The sequence below is a fragment of the Paenibacillus sp. CMAA1364 genome (assembly GCF_054373195.1).
The window spans coordinates 1-19332 of record NZ_JBITNB010000003.1; the positions used below are offsets into that span (position 1 = coordinate 1).

Genomic DNA, 19332 nt, shown 5'->3' on the forward strand with positions numbered 1-19332 from the left:
AGCAACGGGAGTTGCTGGATTGACGGGTACAACTGGAGTCACTGGAGTTACAGGTGCCACTGGAGTAACTGGTGTAAGAGGAGCAACGGGGGCGACTGGATTCACAGGAGTCACTGGTGCAACAGGCGTAACAGGTATTGCGGGAGCGAGTGCTATTATCCCATATTCTTCTGGTATCCCTACAGTTTTAACATCTATTGTGGGTGGACTCGTGGGTACAACTAGTTTAGTTGGATTCGGAAGCTCGATAGCAGGGGTTTCATTACTAGGTATAACAATTGATCTTACCGGAGCTGCGGGTACGTTACTGAACTTTGCATTCTCTGTCCCACGTGCGGGAACGATTACTTCTATAGCTGCTTACTTTAGTACAACGGCTTCACTATCTTTAATAGGTAGTAATGTAAGAATTCATGCACAGTTGTATAGTTCTACGACACCAAATAATATCTTTTCTCCGATTCCTGGTGCTATTGTGAACTTAACACCTAATTACAATGGAACTGTTGCAATTGGATCTATCTCCCGTGGTATTGCAACGGGATTAGCAATACCTATAACGCCTGAGACCCGTCTATTACTAGTATTCTCAACGACAGCTACCGGATTGTCTTTAATTCATACTGTTGCAGGATATGCAAGTGCGGGTATATCTATAAATTAATTAGCTAATGAATCAAGATGTAGTTAAAAGAGACGTAAGGCCATTAGTGAGTGTAAGACTCTGCTGGCTTTACGTGCTCATTAAACAAATGCTTACATACCGAAGAGGAATACCACTTTCTCAGTAAAAAATTGTGTTTTTCTTCATTAGACTTTTAGAATCGACAATTATTTTTCGGTTTTGTTGCAACGTATACCCATCTTCCGAATATGTTTATAACAACAATGGATTTGGCCATTGTCATCGACATTCTATTTCAAAGTAATACGTAAGAATGTCATTTTCAGTGAAATGACATAGCGTAGCATCATCTGATTGATCACCCCCAGGAGGGATGCCAATATGTTTAACAACAAAGAAGCGTTTAAACAACTCTTTCAGGAGAATTTAATGAATACGTTGGGAAAGTCAAAAAGGGAAGCTCACAAGGCCGATGTTTATAAAGTTCTAAGTAGTATGTTCCGTGATTATGCTCGTAAGCATTGGTTAGAGACGAATCAACAACATCAAGCCAAACAGGAGAAGCAAGTATACTATTTCTCAATGGAATTTCTCATAGGTCGACTTCTTGGTAATAATCTGCTTAATTTAGGCGTGCTTGACCTTGTTAGGGAGGGTCTCAAGGAATTGGGGTGGAATCTCGAAGATATTGAGGAAGAAGAATCAGACGCAGGTCTAGGAAATGGAGGGTTAGGTAGGTTAGCGGCTTGCTTCTTAGATTCTCTAGCCACTCTTCAATACGCGGGACACGGATGTGGTATTCGATATAAATATGGGTTATTTGAACAGAAAATTGTGGATGGCAATCAGGTGGAACTTCCGGATTATTGGCTTAAAGAGGGAAATGAGTGGGAAATACGACGGCCAGATAAAAAAATAGAGGTACGATTCAAAGGGAATGTTGAAATTAGTAATGAAAATGGCGAGTTGGTATTTGAAACCCATAACTATGAGGCTATTACTGCTATTCCTTATGATATGCCGATCTTTGGTTATGGAGGGAAGCAAGTTAATACGTTAAGGATTTGGAGTGATTGTTCGACTGATTCTATAACTGAGTTTCTGTATCCAGATGATTCGCACTACGAGGGAAAGTTACTCCGACTGAAGCAACAGTATTTCCTGTGTTCATCAGGTGTGCAAAGTATATTACGTACATTCGAGAAGCTTGGATTGTCCATTGACCATCTGCCTGATCGAGTTGCTATCCATATTAATGATACACACCCTACACTTGTCATCCCAGAATTAATGAGATTATTAATGGATGTGAAAGGTTTGGGGTGGGCTGAGGCATGGGATTTAACAACAAGAACAGTTTCATATACGAATCATACGACATTAAGTGAGGCGCTTGAAAAATGGCCTGTATCTATGGTAAAGGAACTACTCCCGCGTATTTACATGATTATAGAAGAGATCAACACACGATTCTGTGGCATGTTAATGAAGCATTATAAAGAGCAACCGGAGATCGTAGCACAGATGTCGATTATTGATGGTGAGCAATTGAAAATGGCCAATCTGGCTATTGTGGGAAGTTATAGTGTAAACGGTGTTGCAGCACTTCATACGGATATTCTAAAGAAACGTGAAATGAAGTTGTTCTATCATCTATTTCCGAACCGATTCAACAATAAGACGAACGGCATCACACATCGTCGGTGGTTGATGTATGCGAATCCAGCGCTTTCAAATCTGATTAGTGAGTCGATCGGAACAAGGTGGAAGGATTCACCGGAAGAAATGATTGGATTATTGAAATACAGTGAGAATCAGAGCTTCCAAGATCGAACTCGCATAATTAAACAACAGAACAAATTGGAACTTGCAGCTATTATTCAACAGAAACAAGGCGTTATTGTGGATCCTTATTCGATTTTCGATGTTCAAGTGAAGAGACTACATGGCTATAAACGCCAGCTAATGAATATATTGCACGTCATGTATTTATATAATCAATTCAAACATAATCCAACATTGGATAGAGTTCCGCGTACGTTCATCTTTGGTGCTAAGGCTGCCCCTAGTTACTGGTTAGCTAAAAGAATTATTAAATTAATCAATGTAGTAGCACATCAAGTGAATGGAGATAGGCAAGTGAATCAGAAATTGAAAGTGATCTTCTTAGAGAACTATTCGGTATCCCTAGCAGAGAAGATTATACCAGCCGCAGATGTGAGTGAACAGATTTCAACCGCTAGCAAAGAAGCTTCAGGTACAGGAAATATGAAATTTATGATGAATGGTGCTCTTACGATTGGTACAATGGATGGAGCTAATGTGGAGATGCATGAAATGGTTGGAGACACTAACATGTTTATTTTTGGTTTACAGTCTGATCAAGTACTTGAATTTTATCAAAATGGTGGCTACAATGTTCAGAATGTCTACCATAGTGACGTACGCATTCGTGAAGTGATGGATCAACTCATCTCCCCGGGATACTTTAGTCTAAATGGATATGAATTTGAAGATATATTTCATTCGATTATGAATAGTAATGATGAGTACTTTGTACTCAAGGATTTTGCAAGTTATATTGAAGCGCATCAACAGGTGGAACGTTCCTATCGCAGTCCGAAAAAGTGGCAACGCAAATCAATCATCAATATAGCCCATTCGGGTCAATTCTCAAGTGATTGTACGATTCGTAAATATGCTTCAGAAATTTGGGGATTATAATCCCTAAAGCATCATTCTTGCGTTAAATGAAGGAAGTATACGCCAGTTGAAGCAATAGGCGTATACTTCCTTTTCCTTGACAATAAAGTCGTCTGATTCTAAACTTGATAAACTTACCAACCATATCGAAAAGGAGAGCCAATTATGGAAACATCCAAGAGTAATGTCAAGTTAGTTGTAGCAGGGTTGTTATTAGCAATATTTATGTCAGCAATCGATAATACGATCGTAGCAACAGCGATGGGAACGATTGTATCGGAACTTGGTGGATTTGATAAGTTTGTATGGGTCACATCTGCTTATATGATTACAACCATGGCAGGAATGCCGATCTTTGGTAAATTATCTGATATGTATGGTCGGAAAAGATTTTTTATATTTGGAATTATCTTTTTTCTTCTGGGTTCAGTACTATGTGGTTTTGCACAAACGATTGAACAACTAAGCATATACCGTGCTATTCAGGGTATTGGAGGCGGTGCCTTAATGCCAATAGCCTTTACAATTATATTTGATATCTTTCCTCCTGAGAATCGTGGAAAAATGACTGGGCTACTTGGAGCGGTATTCGGGACTGCGAGTGTAATGGGACCTTTGCTTGGAGCTTATATTACCGATTATGTCGGATGGCAATGGATATTCTATATTAATGTTCCTATTGGGATCGTCTCGTATCTACTTATTGTTCGGTCTTATCATGAAACCAAGAATCGCGCGAAACAGAAGATTGACTGGTGGGGAGCGTCTACACTTGTTATTGCGGTAATAAGCTTAATGTTTGCTCTTGAACTTGGTGGAAAGAATTATGCATGGAATTCAATGATGATCGTATCATTATTTACAGTATTTACAGTATTCTTCATCGTGTTCTTCTTCGTAGAACTAAGAGCGGAAGAGCCGATATTACCATTTTGGTTATTTAAAGGAAGATTATTTGCTACATCGCAAATACTAGCCTTTTTATATGGAGGAACATTTATAATATTGACCGTATACATCCCTATTTTTGTACAAGCTGTGTATGGTGGAAGTGCAACCAATGCTGGATTAGTTCTAACTCCGATGATGTTAGGATCGGTTGCAGGTAGCTCAATAGGCGGTGTTCTATCTACAAAGACACCTTATCGTAATCTCATGTTAATCTCTGTGTTCTCTTTTATTGCGGGAATGTTCTTGCTTAGTACGTTATCGCCTGAGACAGCAAGATCGTCTTTAACCCTTTATATGATCTTGGTAGGATTTGGAGTAGGTTTCTCTTTCTCTCTACTACCTATATCAACCATTCATAATCTGGAACCTCGTTATCGGGGAACGGCCAACTCGACGAATCAATTTCTTCGATCACTTGGTATGACGTTAGGAATTACTATATTCGGTACCATCCAAGGTAATCTCTTTACAAGTAAGCTTGCTGAACAATTCAAAGGAATGGGAGACACCACAGCCAACTTATCGAATCTACCAGATCCAAGGGAAATATTTAATTCAGAAGTTAGAACAACGATTCCTCCAGAAGTGCTGGACAGAATCATCAACGCGATGTCTTCATCCATATCTCAAATATTCTTGTATGCTTTGCTTCCAATCAGTATAGCTGTAGTTACTGTATTCTTCATGGGTAAAGCACGAATTACGTTAGATAAACCTGCTGTAGAAGAGGAATGAATAGTGCGTAATTAGGATGAAATGAGAATGGGGGGATAACGTGATATATATTGCTCTCGTATTGGGTATCATACTTCTTATTGTATCTGGTGTAATAGCAAAGAAGAATTCACAGATTATTGCTACGAAGAATGAGCACCATGGACCAAGTCCATCCGCTGTGCAATATATCATTCATTTCGCAGAGCATGAGGAAGTCATGGAATTGTCGACCCTTATTGCGTTATTTCACACATCATCTATGGAGAAAGAAAAGACATCACATGCTTATCTCTGCCGTGTTGTTGATGAGCGTGGTGAGCTGACCCTAACTGAGGCTGAGCAGGTAATGCTTCATAATATACGTCATGCTAAGCAAAAAGAAACGTTATTATCAGGCTTAGCTAGGATGGATCTAACATTAAATGAAGATGAGAAGTTAGCATTAATCCGCTTAGAAAGAGAGTGTGCGAAGGATGGATATGAAGAGAATTGCAGCTGAACATGCTGTTCAATATATTATGGATGGCATGAAGGTTGGATTGGGCACCGGATCAACAGCATATTGGGCCATTCAGAAATTAGGACAAAGAGTACAAGAAGGACTATCCATACAGACCGTAGCCACCTCGTTAGCATCAGAGAAGCTTGCAATAGAACTTGGAATTCCAATTATTCCTTTTAGTGAACTGGATGGTCTGGATATAACGATTGATGGAGCCGATGAGATTAACACGGATCTTCACTTGATTAAAGGTGGTGGAGGTGCGCTTCTTAGGGAAAAGATTGTGGCATTTCATAGCGAAAGAGTAATTATTATTGCTGATGAGAGTAAATGGGTTCAAACCTTAGGTCAATTTCCTTTGCCGATTGAGGTTATTCCATTTGCCGTTGATTGGACTTTAAGAGCATTAGAGCGACTGGGTTGTCGTGTTCATTTACGGAAGATACATGAAGATTTATTTGTAACAGATAACGGGAATTATATCGCAGATTGTAACTTTGAATCTATTCCATCGCCTCATAACCTACAGAATGAAATTCTAGGGATTCCTGGTGTTGTGGATCATGGTTTATTCATTGGACAAGCTGACCTTGCTATTATAGGACATAAGGATGGTAGTGTAGAGGTATTTGAGCGCAAATAAGATTAGATGGCCGTGTGTTATGGTATATTACGACAACTATTCAGTTGTTACATAACCTTGGTTTAAGTGTGGAATATTACCTCTACTTGGTTTATGACCTTGAATATTGTATAGAGGTGGCATACTGTCAATGAAACGTTCTGTTAATCTTGTAATCGCATGCATGATCATGGTCTTTTGTTTCACACAATCTAGTGTACATGCTTCTGCAGATGGACGCGCTTACCATTTTGGATTTAAAAAGAGTAAAGATGGACAACTTCCATCCATTAACGAAGAAGGATTCAAACCTATTGTACAAAAACATGAAGCGATCTTTCTCGGAGACACACATCAACAAGAGATCTATTTAACATTTGATAACGGATATGAGAACGGTTATACGGCACAAATCTTAGATGTTCTGAAAGAAAAGAAAGTACCAGCGATCTTTTTTGTGACAGGACATTACGTGAAGAGTGAACCAGCATTAGTTCAGAGGATGGTTAATGAAGGTCATCTCGTAGGGAATCATTCATGGAGTCATCCCGATGTGACACGAATTTCCGCAACCCAATTAACAGATGAGCTAATTAAAGTGAAGGAAGCTGTAGCCAATATATCGACTCAAAAGGAAATGAAGTATCTCCGAACACCCCGTGGTATTTTTAATGAAGCGATGTTGTCTCAAAGTCGAAAGGAAGGCTATACGAATGTATTTTGGTCTGTAGCTTATAAAGATTGGGATACTCAGATGCAAAAAGGATCAGAGCATGCTTATAATCAAGTGATGAAGCAACTTCACCCAGGTGCAGTGATATTGCTCCATGCAGTCTCAAAGGATAATGCAGGCGCCATGGGACGGATTATTGATGATACTAGAAAGAAAGGCTATACTTTTAAAAGTCTTAATCAACTAGTGAAGAAGTCATACTAATATTGACAAGCTACCTTCAATACATTACCTTTGCAATAAGATAATGTGTTTGAAGGTAGTTGTTGTGACAAGGGAAGTGAATATAATAATGAATGGTCAACTAAGATCTACAATTACGGCAGGACTTGAAGTGGATATTGTATTGAAGCAAGATCAACCAACAGGCAAGTTAACTCGTGGAACCGTTAAGGATATATTAACTAATTCTCCAAAGCATCCGCACGGTATTAAAGTTAGGTTAACCAGTGGACAGGTTGGACGTGTACAGCATATTATTCAGAAATGAAGTCTGAATGTACACCAGATAAATGATGAGAACTATGTATTCATGAACAGGAGATATGCAATATGTTACTAAATGTGAAATCATATATTCATAAGCAAGAAGTGGCAGAATTATTATCGTATGCTGTTTTCCCAGATGATAAATCTTTGAAGTCTGCCATCGAGAAGTATGAAGAGAACGAGTCTATGCAGATTTATGGATTTGAAGACGAACAATTATTAGTAGGCTTAATAGGTTACGAAATGGATGACGAGCAAACACTTACAGTCCATCATCTGGCTGTGTTGCCTGAGAATCGACTAAAGGGATATGGTAGAGGTATATTCTTTGAGTTAATTAAAGATCGAAATCCATCTCGAATTATAGTTGAGACTGATGGAGAAGCAGTTGAATTTTATCGTAACATTGGGTTTATGATCTATAGCCAAGATGGGACATATCCAGCAGCAGAACGTTTCAGATGTGTCTACGAGGTTGAGGATGAGGACGTAGAATAACGAAATGATATACATTGAGTGAACCTGACGAAGCGACGTTCGTCAGGTTTTTGGTATGCGGCGCCACCTGATAACGAAAACGATCCCTTCAATGATTAGCCCAAGCACGAAGCCACCAACCATCATCATGATAAATGTCAGGAATCCGGCAAGATCCTCCCACCCAGACATATCTTTATTGGTGTAGAGATACATAAGAATAACCCCGATAAGGATGCCAATGGTTGTAATCGAAGATACATAATAGGCACCAAACCAACCGAAAGCGCTGATAATACCTGAGATACTTAATGCAAATAATCCGTAACGCATTAGAATGATCAGATCCAGGGGTTGATTTAGAAAGAAGAATCGATGCAGGCTAAGAATGAGCCATAGAATGAGTGCATATATAAACATCACAAGAAACCAGTGTTTACTTTTTAATGTAGATATCCTGTTCATTTCATAGTCCCCCCATTCCTTCTTCAATTCATTTTCTTTAAAATACTTTTAACCACCCACTTGCGCTCTTGTCTTTTCTTATATTTAGGTAAAGTACGATAAACTTCAATGGACTCTTTGAAAGATGCCAGTGCTTCTTGCTTGAGACCCATTTCCTTATACATCGCACCAAGTAGATAACTGGCTTCACATGAAGAAGAATGAACATCTTGGAACTGTCTCACGTATTTCTCAACTTTCTCGTGACTGGAGCTCTGATAAATAGATGCTAATCTAAGATAAGGCTGGCCATATTTCACTCGTGGATTGATTGTAAGTGCCTTAAGGATATGTGCTTCCCCCTCTTGAATGTGACCAAGTCTGAGATGAACTGTACCTAGATCATCCCAGTATTCTGCGGAATGGTCGAATTGAGATTGAATGGTAGAAAGTATATCCAATGCCTCTTGGTATTTCTTGCGTTCCATAAGTAGACAAGCTAACTCATGTTTGGAAGAAACATCGTTACGATTCATACTAATTTGTGAGCGGAGTTTGGAGATCCTTTTCATTCGTTTGAAAGGTTTCGTTAAGCTAGGAAATATGCCGACATACCGTCTATCCAACAAATAGACAACTACAAGAAGAATCAATATTGCAATGAACGGATTCCCAACTAACCTCCATAACAGCATAAAGCCAATAAATTTACCCATGTTAGCCTCCTTAATCCTGATGAAATCAATACCAACATCATGACGAAGGCAGATTTCTTATCATATCATTATAACGTTTGGTAATTGTATGGTCTATTATATTATAGAATAGCTTCTTGTATCCGAAAAATACACTGAGGTGATTATACTGGATACCTCAAAGTATGGTGAGAAATTCAAATTGCAAGGAGAGGCTCCGAATAGGAGTCTTTTTCTTTTTTGTACGAAATGGGCGGCAATCTGACTATAAATAGGGGAATGACTAGACCAATATATCCCCATCCGACATATCCTACAATATGTTAAAGGGAAGGGAGGAATTGGAATGAGCGAGGTTGGTTATGGAGTAGGCCCGAATCCTTTCACATCAACAGGTGCTATATTAGTACTTTTCATCTTGTTAGTTATCATTACACGTGCATTTATTCTGTAAGATAACTAATTTGACTTAGCGTATGATCTTGTTAAATGGATGTAAAATCTTAACTAGAGAGGAGGAAACGAAAATGGGTGGATGTGTTGGAGGCGTGGGCGCAGGTCCGAATCCTTGTACTTCTTCAGGAGCGATATTAGTACTCTTTATCTTATTGGTTATTATCACAATGGGTCTAGGTATGTGCTAATTATGAATAAATAAAAGTGACTTGGGAGCGTAATGCTTCCAAGTCACTTTGTTATTATCACAAAAATTGGACGCCCTTTGCAGAGCGTCCTCATGGGAGAGGAGAAACCGGACGAAGAGCTTATGGGGAAACGTAAGTAATCTCCGCGGTTGTCTACGACATACTTGTAATGTCGATAAACTAATCATTCCCTGGGTGGGATTATTTATACATATGGAATACATAATCAACGTGGTTAGGATGCCGTGTTTTTCAAAACGTCTAAGAATGTGGTACGATATCGACATAAAAATGTGTTGTTCAGCATTGATCCTAAGAAGCAGAGTAGGTGAAAAGATTCGATGAGAGTTGTATCAGGAAGTGCAAAAGGCAGAACCTTAAAAAGTGTCCCTGGCACAGGCACACGACCGACGACTGATAAAGTGAAAGAAGCAATATTTAGTATGATTGGTCCTTATTTTGAAGGTGGGATCGTATTGGATTTATTTGCGGGGACGGGCGCTTTAGGTATTGAGGCTTTAAGCCGGGGAATGAATCATGGTATCTTTATTGACTTGGAGCCTAAGAGTATAGAAACGATACGAATGAATCTGAAGACAACTCGATTAGAGGATCAGGCAGAAGTCTTTCGTAATGATGCGTTGCGGGCACTGAAGGTGTTAGAGAAACGGGACATACGTATAGATATTGTATTTCTTGATCCACCCTACATAATGAAGAATGCGGATGAGATACTGCTTCAAATGCATGATAGGTCACTACTTCAAGAAGGTGCAACAATTGTGATTGAACATGATTCTAAATATGTGTATGCTGATGAGTTGCTCCGATTTAGATGCATTCGTAAAGCGATATATGGTGAAGTGGCGATTACAATTTATGAATATTGCGCAGATGAAATGGTAACTAAGATAGATATGGTTGAGGAGGAACATCATGGAACAACAGATTAGAACACCACGTATTGGCGTATATCCGGGCAGTTTCGATCCCGTTACAATGGGGCATATGGATATCATTCAACGGGCCTCTAAACAGTTCGATCATCTCATCGTAGCTGTGTTAAACAATCTTAGTAAGAATGCCTTGTTTACAGTCGAGGAGCGTAAAGATTTGTTAAGCACGATGACAAAAGATATTCCGAATGTAGAAGTGGATAGTTTTCGCGATTTATTAGCTAATTATATGAGAAATAAAAATGCGCATGTGATCGTACGTGGTGTACGAACAATCACTGACTTTGAGTATGAATTACAAATGGCTTCAACGAATCATAAGTTAAATCCAGATGTTGAAACTGTTTTTATGATGACTAATCCTAAATATTCTTATTTAAGCTCTAGCCTTGTGAAGGAAGTTGCGCATTTCGATGGAGACTTAAGTGAATGGGTATCCCCGGAAGTTGGTCAAGCTTTACATCGCAAAATCAAGGAGAACGCCGTGAAGTAGTCTTTACGATACACCAAGAAAGTAGAACTAAAGCGATTAATATGAATCCTTGCCATCCAATAATCAGAAGAGTATGAGACCAGGATCTAGTGATTGGGGAAAGCGTCGTTTCGTAATATGGCCAATACATGAAAGCGGGTTGATCCTTGAAACCTACAAGCTGCATGGGCTTCCATATCACCATGGTTATGACAAATGCAAATACACCATGTAATAATCGCATCTTTAGAAAAGGTAACCATCGCACGCCAAATTTACGAAGTGGTGAGATGGATTGAAGTATGGCACAAAGACCACTCCAACCCATCATTGCAGAGATTAAGGCCCATTGTAGATTGGGTGTGATCGTGGTCGAAGAGCTTAGTGCCTTTGCTCCCAAGTGTAATTCGAATACACCATCTAAATAAGAATGTGGGACTTGGGGTAGAATATATGAGCTTACAAGATGAATCATAACAGCCATGATGATAATGTATCCACCAATAACCATAAGCAGCGAAACGGAATGACTGACAGATTCTCCAAGTAGCTTGCCTAAACTTCGCCCATCTTGCAGATGAGCATTGTTGGTAGCGGACCATACTCTTTTGAGTAAAGGGCTTCTCTGGTTAATGTGTTCTGGTGAGATCCTGTGTGTATCTTCTGCACGTTGGCTAATGAATGAAGTAGTCAGAAATGCTAAAAATCCAGCGATCCAATGAATGCCCAACAACCAGTAACCTGATGTAGGTTGACCTAATAATCCAATTCCAATGACTATGATGATGGTCATTGGATTACAGAAGTGAGATAACCATGTCATTCGTTCTGCCTCATATGGCGTGATATCCCCTTGTTGCACTAACTGTAGTGTGGACTGTGCCCCCCCAGGATAACCAACCGTCATACCCATTGTAAGTGCCCATCCACTTACACCAGGTAGACCGAATACTTTTCTCATGACAGGTTCTATGAATACACCAATCCCATGAATCCATCCATAAGCTGTTAGGATTTGTGATAAGACAAGAATAGGGAGTAGAGAAGGAAATACGATATTCCACCATAAAGACAATCCTTGCAAAGAGGATTGAAATGTCTGATCAGGAGAACGAACAATACCTATAACAAGTAAAAAAGATATTATACCCAATAACGCAGTAGTCATAAGTCCTAGGAATGGATGTCTACTCGAACTAAACATGAAATCACCTCATTAAGTAAACAAAGCTTGTATGCAATGCAATGAAACAAGCTATGTACTACTTAATTTATGCTATTGACGCAGACATAAGACCGACTTATGTGATAGAAGATTGAGGAGGACGAAATGAATATACCGAATAAATCACGAGGCAAACAAGGGATTAAGTACCTCTTGATAGTCTTTCTGCTATGTTACATTGTCGTATATATGCCAACGCCCTATATCATTTATCAGCCAGGAAGTGCAGAGAATGTTCAACCTATGATTACGGTGAAAGAAGCGGACATTGCAGGGAAAGGGACATTTATGATGACCACTGTATCTGCAAGCTATGCGAATATCGCACTTCTTGCCATGTCTTCTTTTAACCCCAATGCAGAAGTAGATAAGAAAGAAAAGCGGCTTGGTGATAAGAGTAAAAAAGAATACGCAACAGAACAATTATTTTATATGAGTAATTCACAATCATCTTCAGTTGAAGCAGCCTATAAACAAGCAAAGATAGCTTATGACATACGTTCACAATATCTTTTTGTCATATCGACATCAAAAGAAACAGGGAGCAGTCAATATTTCCGTGCAGGAGACAAAATACTGGAAGTAGAAAATAAAGAAATTATGGACAATGTCGAGTTAGCCTCTTTTTTAAAAGGGAAGAAGGTAGGCGATGTTGTTAAGGTGAAGCTTGAGAGAGAAACGCAAGTGGTGGAGGAGAACGTTTCTTTGGTGTCTATCCAAGATCGTCAGACTAATGATACTCGCGTAGGGTTTGGTATTATGATTGGTACGATGCAGAAAGTGACGGCGAAAGATCCAGCGAAGCAAGTTGAATTTGAGAATACAAAAGTTGGTGGACCATCGGCAGGCTTGATGTTCAGTATGGAGATATATAATCAACTAACGCCAGGGGATTTGACGAGAGGGTATCGCGTGGCAGGAACGGGAACCATTACGGTCGATGGAACGGTAGGTCCCATTGGAGGGGTTAAGCATAAAATTGTAGCTGCTGATCGTGAGAAAGCACAATTATTCTTCGTCCCAAAAGCAAATTATGAAGAAGCCAAAGCCAAAGCAGATGAGATTGGAACAACAATGAAGTTGATCTCTGTGTCTACTTTGGAAGAAGCTTTGAGGGATATGGGTCAGTTCCACACTGCCTCATGATGGGCGGCTCGTAATAGTCTGGATAGATATCATGTGTCTGTGGTTGACTATAACCATTAGCATAAGCGGCTGCGGCTTGTAAATCTCGTTCCATATGATGATGCGTAACAACAGAAGGTTTCACTACAATAGGTAATGTAGAAGTTTTTTTCATTTGTTTCAGCAGTTGTTGACCAGACTTGTTGAACCCAAGGACTCGTAAATAACCAGGGCCTTTTACAAGTTCAGCTGAGCACATTTCCTCTTTTGTATGATGAAGAAGAATATGTGTCAGCATACGTTGTAACTTCGTATGGGTGTAACGTTTTGTTTTAAGACTATGAAGTAAATCTTCTACGGTAAACTGGGTGAGGTTGGGAAGAAGCTTCTTGATGCGGTACTCTAGCCCTTCTGTAACTTCGCTTAGAGAAGATAGCTGTGATAATGTCTGTGTCATTAAGAGATGCATCAGAGGCTGTCTGAATGACTCCCAGTGAACAGGCCCTCTGCCTGCTGCGAATTCGCGTTGCATAATTTCTTGTGTGTAGACTGGAATATATGATGTAGTAGCGTCCATATGATCTTGCAGTACTAGCTTTCTGATGGCAGTAGCGCTAGCTATGGGTGAACTCGTTATTGAAGCATCATGATAGGCCGCGCCTTCTCTTGGAATTGTTAATGGAATAATGTTACTTCCCAGTCGTTCCAGAGCAATTAGATAATGTAGACCTAATGTATTATTTGGTTGTTGTAATAAATAGTTAACTTCCTCTTGTTCCGTATTGTTGGTATATGAGAACTCAGCTGCTGCACTGTAAGCTTTGGGATAACTCATACCTTGATCTAAGCATTGGACAAGCTTCTTCTTCATTTCATTATTCTCTGAAGCTAGTTGCTTGGCTAGAGGAGCCAACTGATGGAGAGAACCCTCTTCTGTACCAAAGCAGATGTAATCGACGATGCCAGTAGCCTCTAGAAGAGAGACAGCCCCGTATGCAAACCATTCAGCAGGCTGAACAGCATAGGACACAGGCAGCTCGATTACAAGGTCTACACCCATGGCTAGAGCCATTTCTGCTCGGGCGTGTTTACTGATTAGCGCGGGTTCGCCACGTTGTAAAAAAGGACCACTTATGACAGCTATACAATGTTTAGCACCCGAAAGTTCCTTCGCTCTGCTATAATGATGTATATGACCGTTATGTAGTGGATTATATTCAACAATGATACCTACGACTGTATTCAATTTTGAGTTCAACCTCCTAGAATGATCCTTTTAATCTTATTCAACAAAAGTGTTGTAATCTTTTCTTTAGAATATAACATAATTGTGATCGGTAAAAGAAATAATAATGGGATGTAATGTGATTCATGTTGACAAACCTACACATATCTCGGTATAATAATTTTTGTTTGTTTGGAGTGATTAAGGTGCAATTTGAATTTCGCAGAATTGTTAAGTTAGAAGGTCCTATGCGACTTCAAGAACAAGTGAATGTAGATCGTGTCGTTAAGGATCGCAAAGATATTATTACGGCTAAATCGGTTTCTGTCGATTTAGAAGCATCATATATCGGCGATGACACAGTAGAAGTTCAAGGTCAGCTTATGGGAGAAGTTGAGATGGTGTGTTCACGCTGTTTGACGGAAGTTCCAGAGCAATTGAACATCCCGTTTCACGAACGCTTCAAGTTAGTGAGACAGTCTGAGAAGGTTCAGGATGAAGATGATGATATCATTTACGTGGAGAATGATATGGTGGATCTAATCCCATTTGTGGAAGAAGCTTTTCTGCTGTATTTACCACAGATTCCGTTATGCAAGACATCCTGCAAAGGGTTATGTCAGAAATGCGGAACAGACTTGAATGTAAGCACATGCAACTGCGACACGAGAGTAGTCGACCCACGGCTTGCTGCGCTGAAAGATTTATTTGAATGATGATGTAACATTCATTCCGTTCATGGCGGGTTGATTGAAATAAGGAGGTGGGAACATGGCAGTACCTCAAAGAAGAACGTCCAAGACACGTCGTGACAAACGTCGTACGCACTTTAAACTGACAGTGCCAGGTATGGTGAAATGTGAACAATGCGGAGAATTGAAGCTTGCTCATCACGTATGTAAAGTGTGTGGAACGTATAAGTCAAGAGAGATTATCTCTCAATAATGTTGGGATGAGTAGTACTTCACCTATGGTGAGGTACTATTTTTTTTGACTACTTTCTTTTTGAAGCAGCATGACTTATACTACATATTAGTACCTGGTTCTAAAGAGTGAGAATACGATTTAGTACATAATAACCAAGTGGACTTCCTCTTGAATGATAATGCATTGATTCTTAAATTCTTATAAATATGAGTTATGAGTAATGTAAGGGGTGGTACCGTCATCGAACGTTTACCTAAGAAGATACGTCACCAGAATTTAACGGAGATTATCGAATCCAATCCATTTGTTACAGATAGCGAACTGACTAGACAGCTTAAGGTCAGTATTCAGACCATCCGTTTAGATCGAATGGAGTTAGGCATTCCGGAGCTTCGTGAACGAATGAAACAGATGGCAGAGCATTCACATGATCAAGTTCGCTCCCTGCCATTAAATGAAGTGGTGGGCGATATCGTTGATCTTCAATTGGACAAAAGTGGTATTTCTATATTTGAAATTCAAGATGAGCATGTATTCTCTCGAACACATATCGCACGAGGACATTATATATTTGGACAAGCGAACTCGTTAGCGGTTGCTGTCATCAATGATGAGATAGCATTGACGGCCTCATCAGATATTCGATTCTTACGTTCTGTCCACCTTGGAGAGAAATGCATAGCTAAAGCATACGTGAGATTAATGCCTGGACATAAAGGCAAAGCCAAAGTAGAAGTATTTACTTATGTAGGTGAAGAGATGGTCTTCCAAGGCAATTTCCTTATTTATAGATCGACTGGAGAAGAGATTGACGAGGGAGGAATACAACATGAGGATCGTCATTGATGCTATGGGTGGAGATCACGCACCACAATCTAACATTGACGGGGCATTAGCGGCAGCATTGGAATGGAAAGATGTAGAGATCATACTTGTGGGCGATCAGACCCAACTCGAACAATTATTAGGTGACCAATCTATTCCAACGAACTTAACGATTCAGCACGCAAGTGAAGTCATTACTTCTGAGGATGAACCTGTTAAGGCTGTGCGCCGTAAAAAGGATGCTTCTATGGTTGTAGCGGGTCGGATGTTGAGAGAAGGAAATGCGGATGCTATGATTTCTGCGGGTAATACAGGAGCACTTATGACGACTGGTTTACTTGTGGTAGGTCGTATGGAGGGGATTGAACGCCCAGCCTTGGCCCCAATGATCCCAACCTTAGATGACGTCGGCGTGCTTGCCCTCGATATTGGAGCTAACATGGATTCCAAACCTCAACATTTGGCACAATTCGGATTGATGGGTAGCTTATATCGTCAAAAAGTTCAGGGGATAGCCAATCCGCGAGTGGGACTGCTAAATGTTGGAATAGAAGCTGGTAAAGGAAATGAACTAACCAAAGAAGCATTTTCGCTACTTGAGGGGATGCCGATTAATTTCATTGGAAATGTAGAAGCGCGAGATGTCATGGCGAGTAACTGTGATGTGCTTGTGTGCGATGGCTTCTCTGGAAACATACTGCTGAAGTCCATTGAAGGAACGGCTGGTGCTATGTTTACATTATTGAAAGAACAGTTCAGCCAATCCTTGAAGAGTAAGATTGGTGCTGCTATATTAATGCCTCAGTTAAAAGGAATAAAGAAGAAATTGGATTATTCCGAAACAGGAGGCGCACCATTACTTGGCCTACGAAGTCTAGTAATGAAGAGTCACGGTTCTTCGAATGGCACCGCGATTATGAATGCAGTCAGACAAGCAAGAATTGCACTAAAAAACGATTTGGTATCGAGTATAGCTAAGGAAATCAGCGGGAAATGAGTGATAAGATGGATAATTTAAGACCAGTTGGCATTATTGGTACAGGCATGTATGTTCCAGAGAAGATTCTGACAAATAGTGATTTGGAAAAAATGGTAGAAACGAATGACGAGTGGATTGTTAGCCGTACAGGAATTAAAGAACGGCATATTGCTGCCCCAGATCAAGCGACATCTGACCTCGCCTATGAAGCGGCAATCAAAGCGTTAGAGTCAGCAGGTATGGCGGCAGACGAATTAGATTTAATCATCGTAGCTACGGTAACACCTGATACGATGTTCCCATCTACGGCTTGTATTCTTCAAGATAAATTAGGTGCGAAGAAAGCAGCTGCATTTGATCTTTCTGCGGCATGCTCGGGATTCGTCTACAGCTTGGCCACAGCAACGAATTTTATAAAGACAGGTATGTATAATAATGCCCTAATTATTGGTGCAGACACACTATCTAGAATTACGGATTATACAGACCGAAACACATGCGTATTGTTTGGAGATGGAGCAGGTGCAGTTATCATTGGTGAAGTGCCACACGGACGTGGATTCCAATCCTTTGATCTAGGTGCTGAAGGTGCAGGAGGTCATTTGCTTACGGTTGCTGCGGGTGGATCAAGACAGCCTGCTTCATGCGATACCGTGTCGGATAAGAAGCATTATATTCAAATGAGTGGTGCCGAAGTGTTTAAGTTTGCGGTACGCGTCATGGGTACTGCTACGGAGGAAGTGCTTCTCAAGGCTGGAAAGACAAAGGCAGATATCGATTTGTTCGTACCGCATCAAGCGAATATACGTATTATTCAGTCTGCCATGAATCGTTTAGACCTACCACCAGAGAAATGCGTAATTAACGTTGATAAATATGCGAATACTTCAGCAGCTTCCATCCCTCTAGCACTTGTAGAAGCAGCGGAGCAAGGAAGAATGAAAGAAGGCGACACCATTTTAATGGTTGGATTTGGTGGAGGATTGACTTGGGGTGCTTCAGTCCTTGTTTGGTAAATGAATTGAATAGGAGTTGTAACATGGGGAAAGTAGCATTTGTTTTTCCAGGTCAAGGGGCACAAACTGTTGGTATGGGCCAAGATGTGTATGATTCTTTACCGAAGTGTCGAGAAGTATTTGATACGACTAATGAAGTATTAGGTATGGATATGACTTCTTTAATATTTAATGGTCCAGATGAAGAGTTGAAGCGAACATTTAATACACAACCAGCATTATTAACAACAAGTATTGCCTACTTGAGAGCTTTAGAAGACAAAGGGATACAAGTTGATTTTGTTGCTGGACATAGTCTGGGTGAATATAGTGCGCTGGTTGCTTCGGGGGTGTTATCTCTCGAAGATGCTGTGGCGATTGTGAGGGCTCGTGGTCAATTCATGGAACAGGCTGTGCCTGATGGGCTAGGAGCGATGGCAGCCGTGTTAGGTGCTGAACGTGAAGCGTTGACTACATTATGTCTTGAAGTTACTGAAGGTGGGCATGTCGTTGAGTTAGCCAATATGAATTGTCCAGGACAAATTGTCATTTCGGGGTCTCGCTTAGGTGTAAGTGAAGTGAGTGATCGTGTAAAGGAAGCTGGGGGTAAAAGAGCCATACCTCTTGAGGTTAGTGGACCGTTTCATTCTTCCATGATGAGAGAAGCAGCCCTTAAGCTTGAACAAACCTTGAATACTGTAACATTTCATGAGCCACAAATACCATTAGTAGCTAATGTAACGGCACAATTGGTTACAGAAGGTAGTGCTATTCGTCAGCTGTTAGTGGAGCAAGTGTACTCCCCTGTACTCTGGGAAGATAGCGTGGCGTATCTGATTGCACAAGGCGTGGATACATTCATTGAGATTGGACCAAGTTCTGTATTAACGGGGCTGATTAAGAAGATCGATAAGACGGTGAAGCTAATGAATATAAATAGCCTTGCCAGCCTGGATCATCTTTGAGATTTACAACATGTATACTTGAGGAAAGGAGGAAAT

At 40.3% G+C, this 19332-nt stretch carries 22 protein-coding genes; 18 read left to right on the top strand and 4 right to left on the bottom strand.

What is annotated here, in order from left to right; all coding sequences use genetic code 11:
* The 8 genes from ACH8E3_RS03360 to ACH8E3_RS03395 all read left to right on the top strand — a co-directional run.
* Positions 1-664 (top strand): exosporium glycoprotein BclB-related protein (locus ACH8E3_RS03360; RefSeq protein ID WP_458631194.1); only part of this gene is annotated, 664 nt, incomplete at its 5' end.
* A 342-nt stretch (positions 665-1006) separates the two neighbouring features.
* Positions 1007-3349: a glycogen/starch/alpha-glucan phosphorylase gene (locus ACH8E3_RS03365; RefSeq protein WP_458631195.1), complete on the top strand. Its 2343-nt coding sequence runs from the start codon at positions 1007-1009 to the stop codon at positions 3347-3349.
* Between the two features lie 144 nt (positions 3350-3493).
* Positions 3494-5014, top strand: coding sequence for an MDR family MFS transporter (locus ACH8E3_RS03370; RefSeq protein ID WP_458631196.1), 1521 nt, complete (start codon positions 3494-3496; stop codon positions 5012-5014).
* 40 nt (positions 5015-5054) lie between these two features.
* Positions 5055-5495 (top strand): hypothetical protein, encoded by a 441-nt coding sequence (locus ACH8E3_RS03375; RefSeq protein WP_458631197.1) that lies wholly within the window; start codon positions 5055-5057, stop codon positions 5493-5495.
* A complete protein-coding gene (gene rpiA / locus ACH8E3_RS03380; protein WP_458631198.1) occupies positions 5470-6141 on the top strand; it encodes a ribose-5-phosphate isomerase RpiA in 672 nt (223 codons plus the stop codon). Before ACH8E3_RS03375 ends, rpiA begins: the two co-directional genes overlap by 26 nt.
* A 130-nt stretch (positions 6142-6271) precedes the next feature.
* A complete protein-coding gene (pdaA, locus tag ACH8E3_RS03385; protein ID WP_458631199.1) occupies positions 6272-7057 on the top strand; it encodes a delta-lactam-biosynthetic de-N-acetylase in 786 nt (261 codons plus the stop codon).
* Between the two features lie 88 nt (positions 7058-7145).
* Positions 7146-7343: a YwbE family protein gene (locus ACH8E3_RS03390; RefSeq protein WP_458631200.1), complete on the top strand. Its 198-nt coding sequence runs from the start codon at positions 7146-7148 to the stop codon at positions 7341-7343.
* A gap of 62 nt (positions 7344-7405) precedes the next feature.
* A complete protein-coding gene (locus tag ACH8E3_RS03395) occupies positions 7406-7840 on the top strand; it encodes a GNAT family N-acetyltransferase (RefSeq protein WP_458631201.1) in 435 nt (144 codons plus the stop codon).
* A 42-nt stretch (positions 7841-7882) separates the two neighbouring features.
* Here the strand turns inward: ACH8E3_RS03395 and ACH8E3_RS03400 are convergent, their stop codons facing one another.
* Together ACH8E3_RS03400 and ACH8E3_RS03405 are read right to left on the bottom strand one after the other, a co-directional pair.
* Positions 7883-8284: a hypothetical protein gene (locus ACH8E3_RS03400; RefSeq protein ID WP_458631202.1), complete on the bottom strand. Its 402-nt coding sequence runs from the start codon at positions 8282-8284 to the stop codon at positions 7883-7885.
* 23 nt (positions 8285-8307) lie between these two features.
* Entirely contained in the window at positions 8308-8979 is a 672-nt protein-coding gene (locus ACH8E3_RS03405) for a tetratricopeptide repeat protein (protein WP_458631203.1), read from the bottom strand.
* Between the two features lie 325 nt (positions 8980-9304).
* On the opposite strand from ACH8E3_RS03405, the gene ACH8E3_RS03410 reads away from it, so the two are divergent.
* The 3 genes from ACH8E3_RS03410 to coaD all read left to right on the top strand — a co-directional run bounded on the left by ACH8E3_RS03410 (position 9305) and on the right by coaD (position 11051).
* On the top strand, positions 9305-9412 hold the full coding sequence (locus tag ACH8E3_RS03410) for a YjcZ family sporulation protein (RefSeq protein ID WP_458631204.1): 108 nt from the start codon (positions 9305-9307) through the stop codon (positions 9410-9412).
* Between the two features lie 531 nt (positions 9413-9943).
* Positions 9944-10555 carry a 16S rRNA (guanine(966)-N(2))-methyltransferase RsmD gene (gene rsmD, locus ACH8E3_RS03415; RefSeq protein ID WP_458631205.1) on the top strand — a complete coding sequence of 204 codons (612 nt, stop codon included), beginning with the start codon at positions 9944-9946 and terminating at the stop codon, positions 10553-10555.
* Positions 10539-11051 carry a pantetheine-phosphate adenylyltransferase gene (gene coaD / locus ACH8E3_RS03420; protein ID WP_458631206.1) on the top strand — a complete coding sequence of 171 codons (513 nt, stop codon included), beginning with the start codon at positions 10539-10541 and terminating at the stop codon, positions 11049-11051. Before rsmD ends, coaD begins: the two co-directional genes overlap by 17 nt.
* On the opposite strand, the gene ACH8E3_RS03425 is transcribed toward coaD, so the two are convergent.
* The gene (locus tag ACH8E3_RS03425) at positions 11029-12234 is read right to left on the bottom strand and encodes a nucleoside recognition domain-containing protein (protein ID WP_458631207.1); all 1206 of its coding nucleotides are present in this window, start codon (positions 12232-12234) and stop codon (positions 11029-11031) included. The genes coaD and ACH8E3_RS03425 overlap by 23 nt on opposite strands.
* Positions 12235-12360: 126 nt before the next feature.
* On the opposite strand from ACH8E3_RS03425, the gene ACH8E3_RS03430 reads away from it, so the two are divergent.
* Positions 12361-13401, top strand: a complete 1041-nt coding sequence (locus ACH8E3_RS03430) for a YlbL family protein (protein ID WP_458631208.1) — start codon at positions 12361-12363, stop codon at positions 13399-13401.
* Here ACH8E3_RS03430 and ACH8E3_RS03435 read toward each other — a convergent pair.
* A complete protein-coding gene (locus ACH8E3_RS03435) occupies positions 13349-14626 on the bottom strand; it encodes a nucleotidyltransferase (RefSeq protein ID WP_458631209.1) in 1278 nt (425 codons plus the stop codon). The genes ACH8E3_RS03430 and ACH8E3_RS03435 overlap by 53 nt on opposite strands.
* A 185-nt stretch (positions 14627-14811) precedes the next feature.
* On the opposite strand from ACH8E3_RS03435, the gene ACH8E3_RS03440 reads away from it, so the two are divergent.
* From ACH8E3_RS03440 to fabD, 6 genes are all read left to right on the top strand, one after another.
* Complete coding sequence (locus ACH8E3_RS03440; protein ID WP_458631210.1) at positions 14812-15321, top strand: YceD family protein; 510 nt, start codon at positions 14812-14814, stop codon at positions 15319-15321.
* A 55-nt stretch (positions 15322-15376) separates the two neighbouring features.
* Positions 15377-15550: a 50S ribosomal protein L32 gene (rpmF, locus tag ACH8E3_RS03445; RefSeq protein ID WP_068531780.1), complete on the top strand. Its 174-nt coding sequence runs from the start codon at positions 15377-15379 to the stop codon at positions 15548-15550.
* Positions 15551-15745: 195 nt separating this feature from the next.
* Positions 15746-16378 carry a transcription factor FapR gene (fapR, locus tag ACH8E3_RS03450; RefSeq protein WP_458631211.1) on the top strand — a complete coding sequence of 211 codons (633 nt, stop codon included), beginning with the start codon at positions 15746-15748 and terminating at the stop codon, positions 16376-16378.
* Positions 16362-17354, top strand: a complete 993-nt coding sequence (plsX, locus tag ACH8E3_RS03455) for a phosphate acyltransferase PlsX (protein WP_458631212.1) — start codon at positions 16362-16364, stop codon at positions 17352-17354. Before fapR ends, plsX begins: the two co-directional genes overlap by 17 nt.
* 8 nt (positions 17355-17362) lie before the next feature.
* Positions 17363-18352 carry a beta-ketoacyl-ACP synthase III gene (locus ACH8E3_RS03460; protein WP_458631418.1) on the top strand — a complete coding sequence of 330 codons (990 nt, stop codon included), beginning with the start codon at positions 17363-17365 and terminating at the stop codon, positions 18350-18352.
* A 23-nt stretch (positions 18353-18375) separates the two neighbouring features.
* Entirely contained in the window at positions 18376-19296 is a 921-nt protein-coding gene (gene fabD / locus ACH8E3_RS03465) for an ACP S-malonyltransferase (RefSeq protein ID WP_458631213.1), read from the top strand.
* Positions 19297-19332 lie beyond the last annotated feature (36 nt).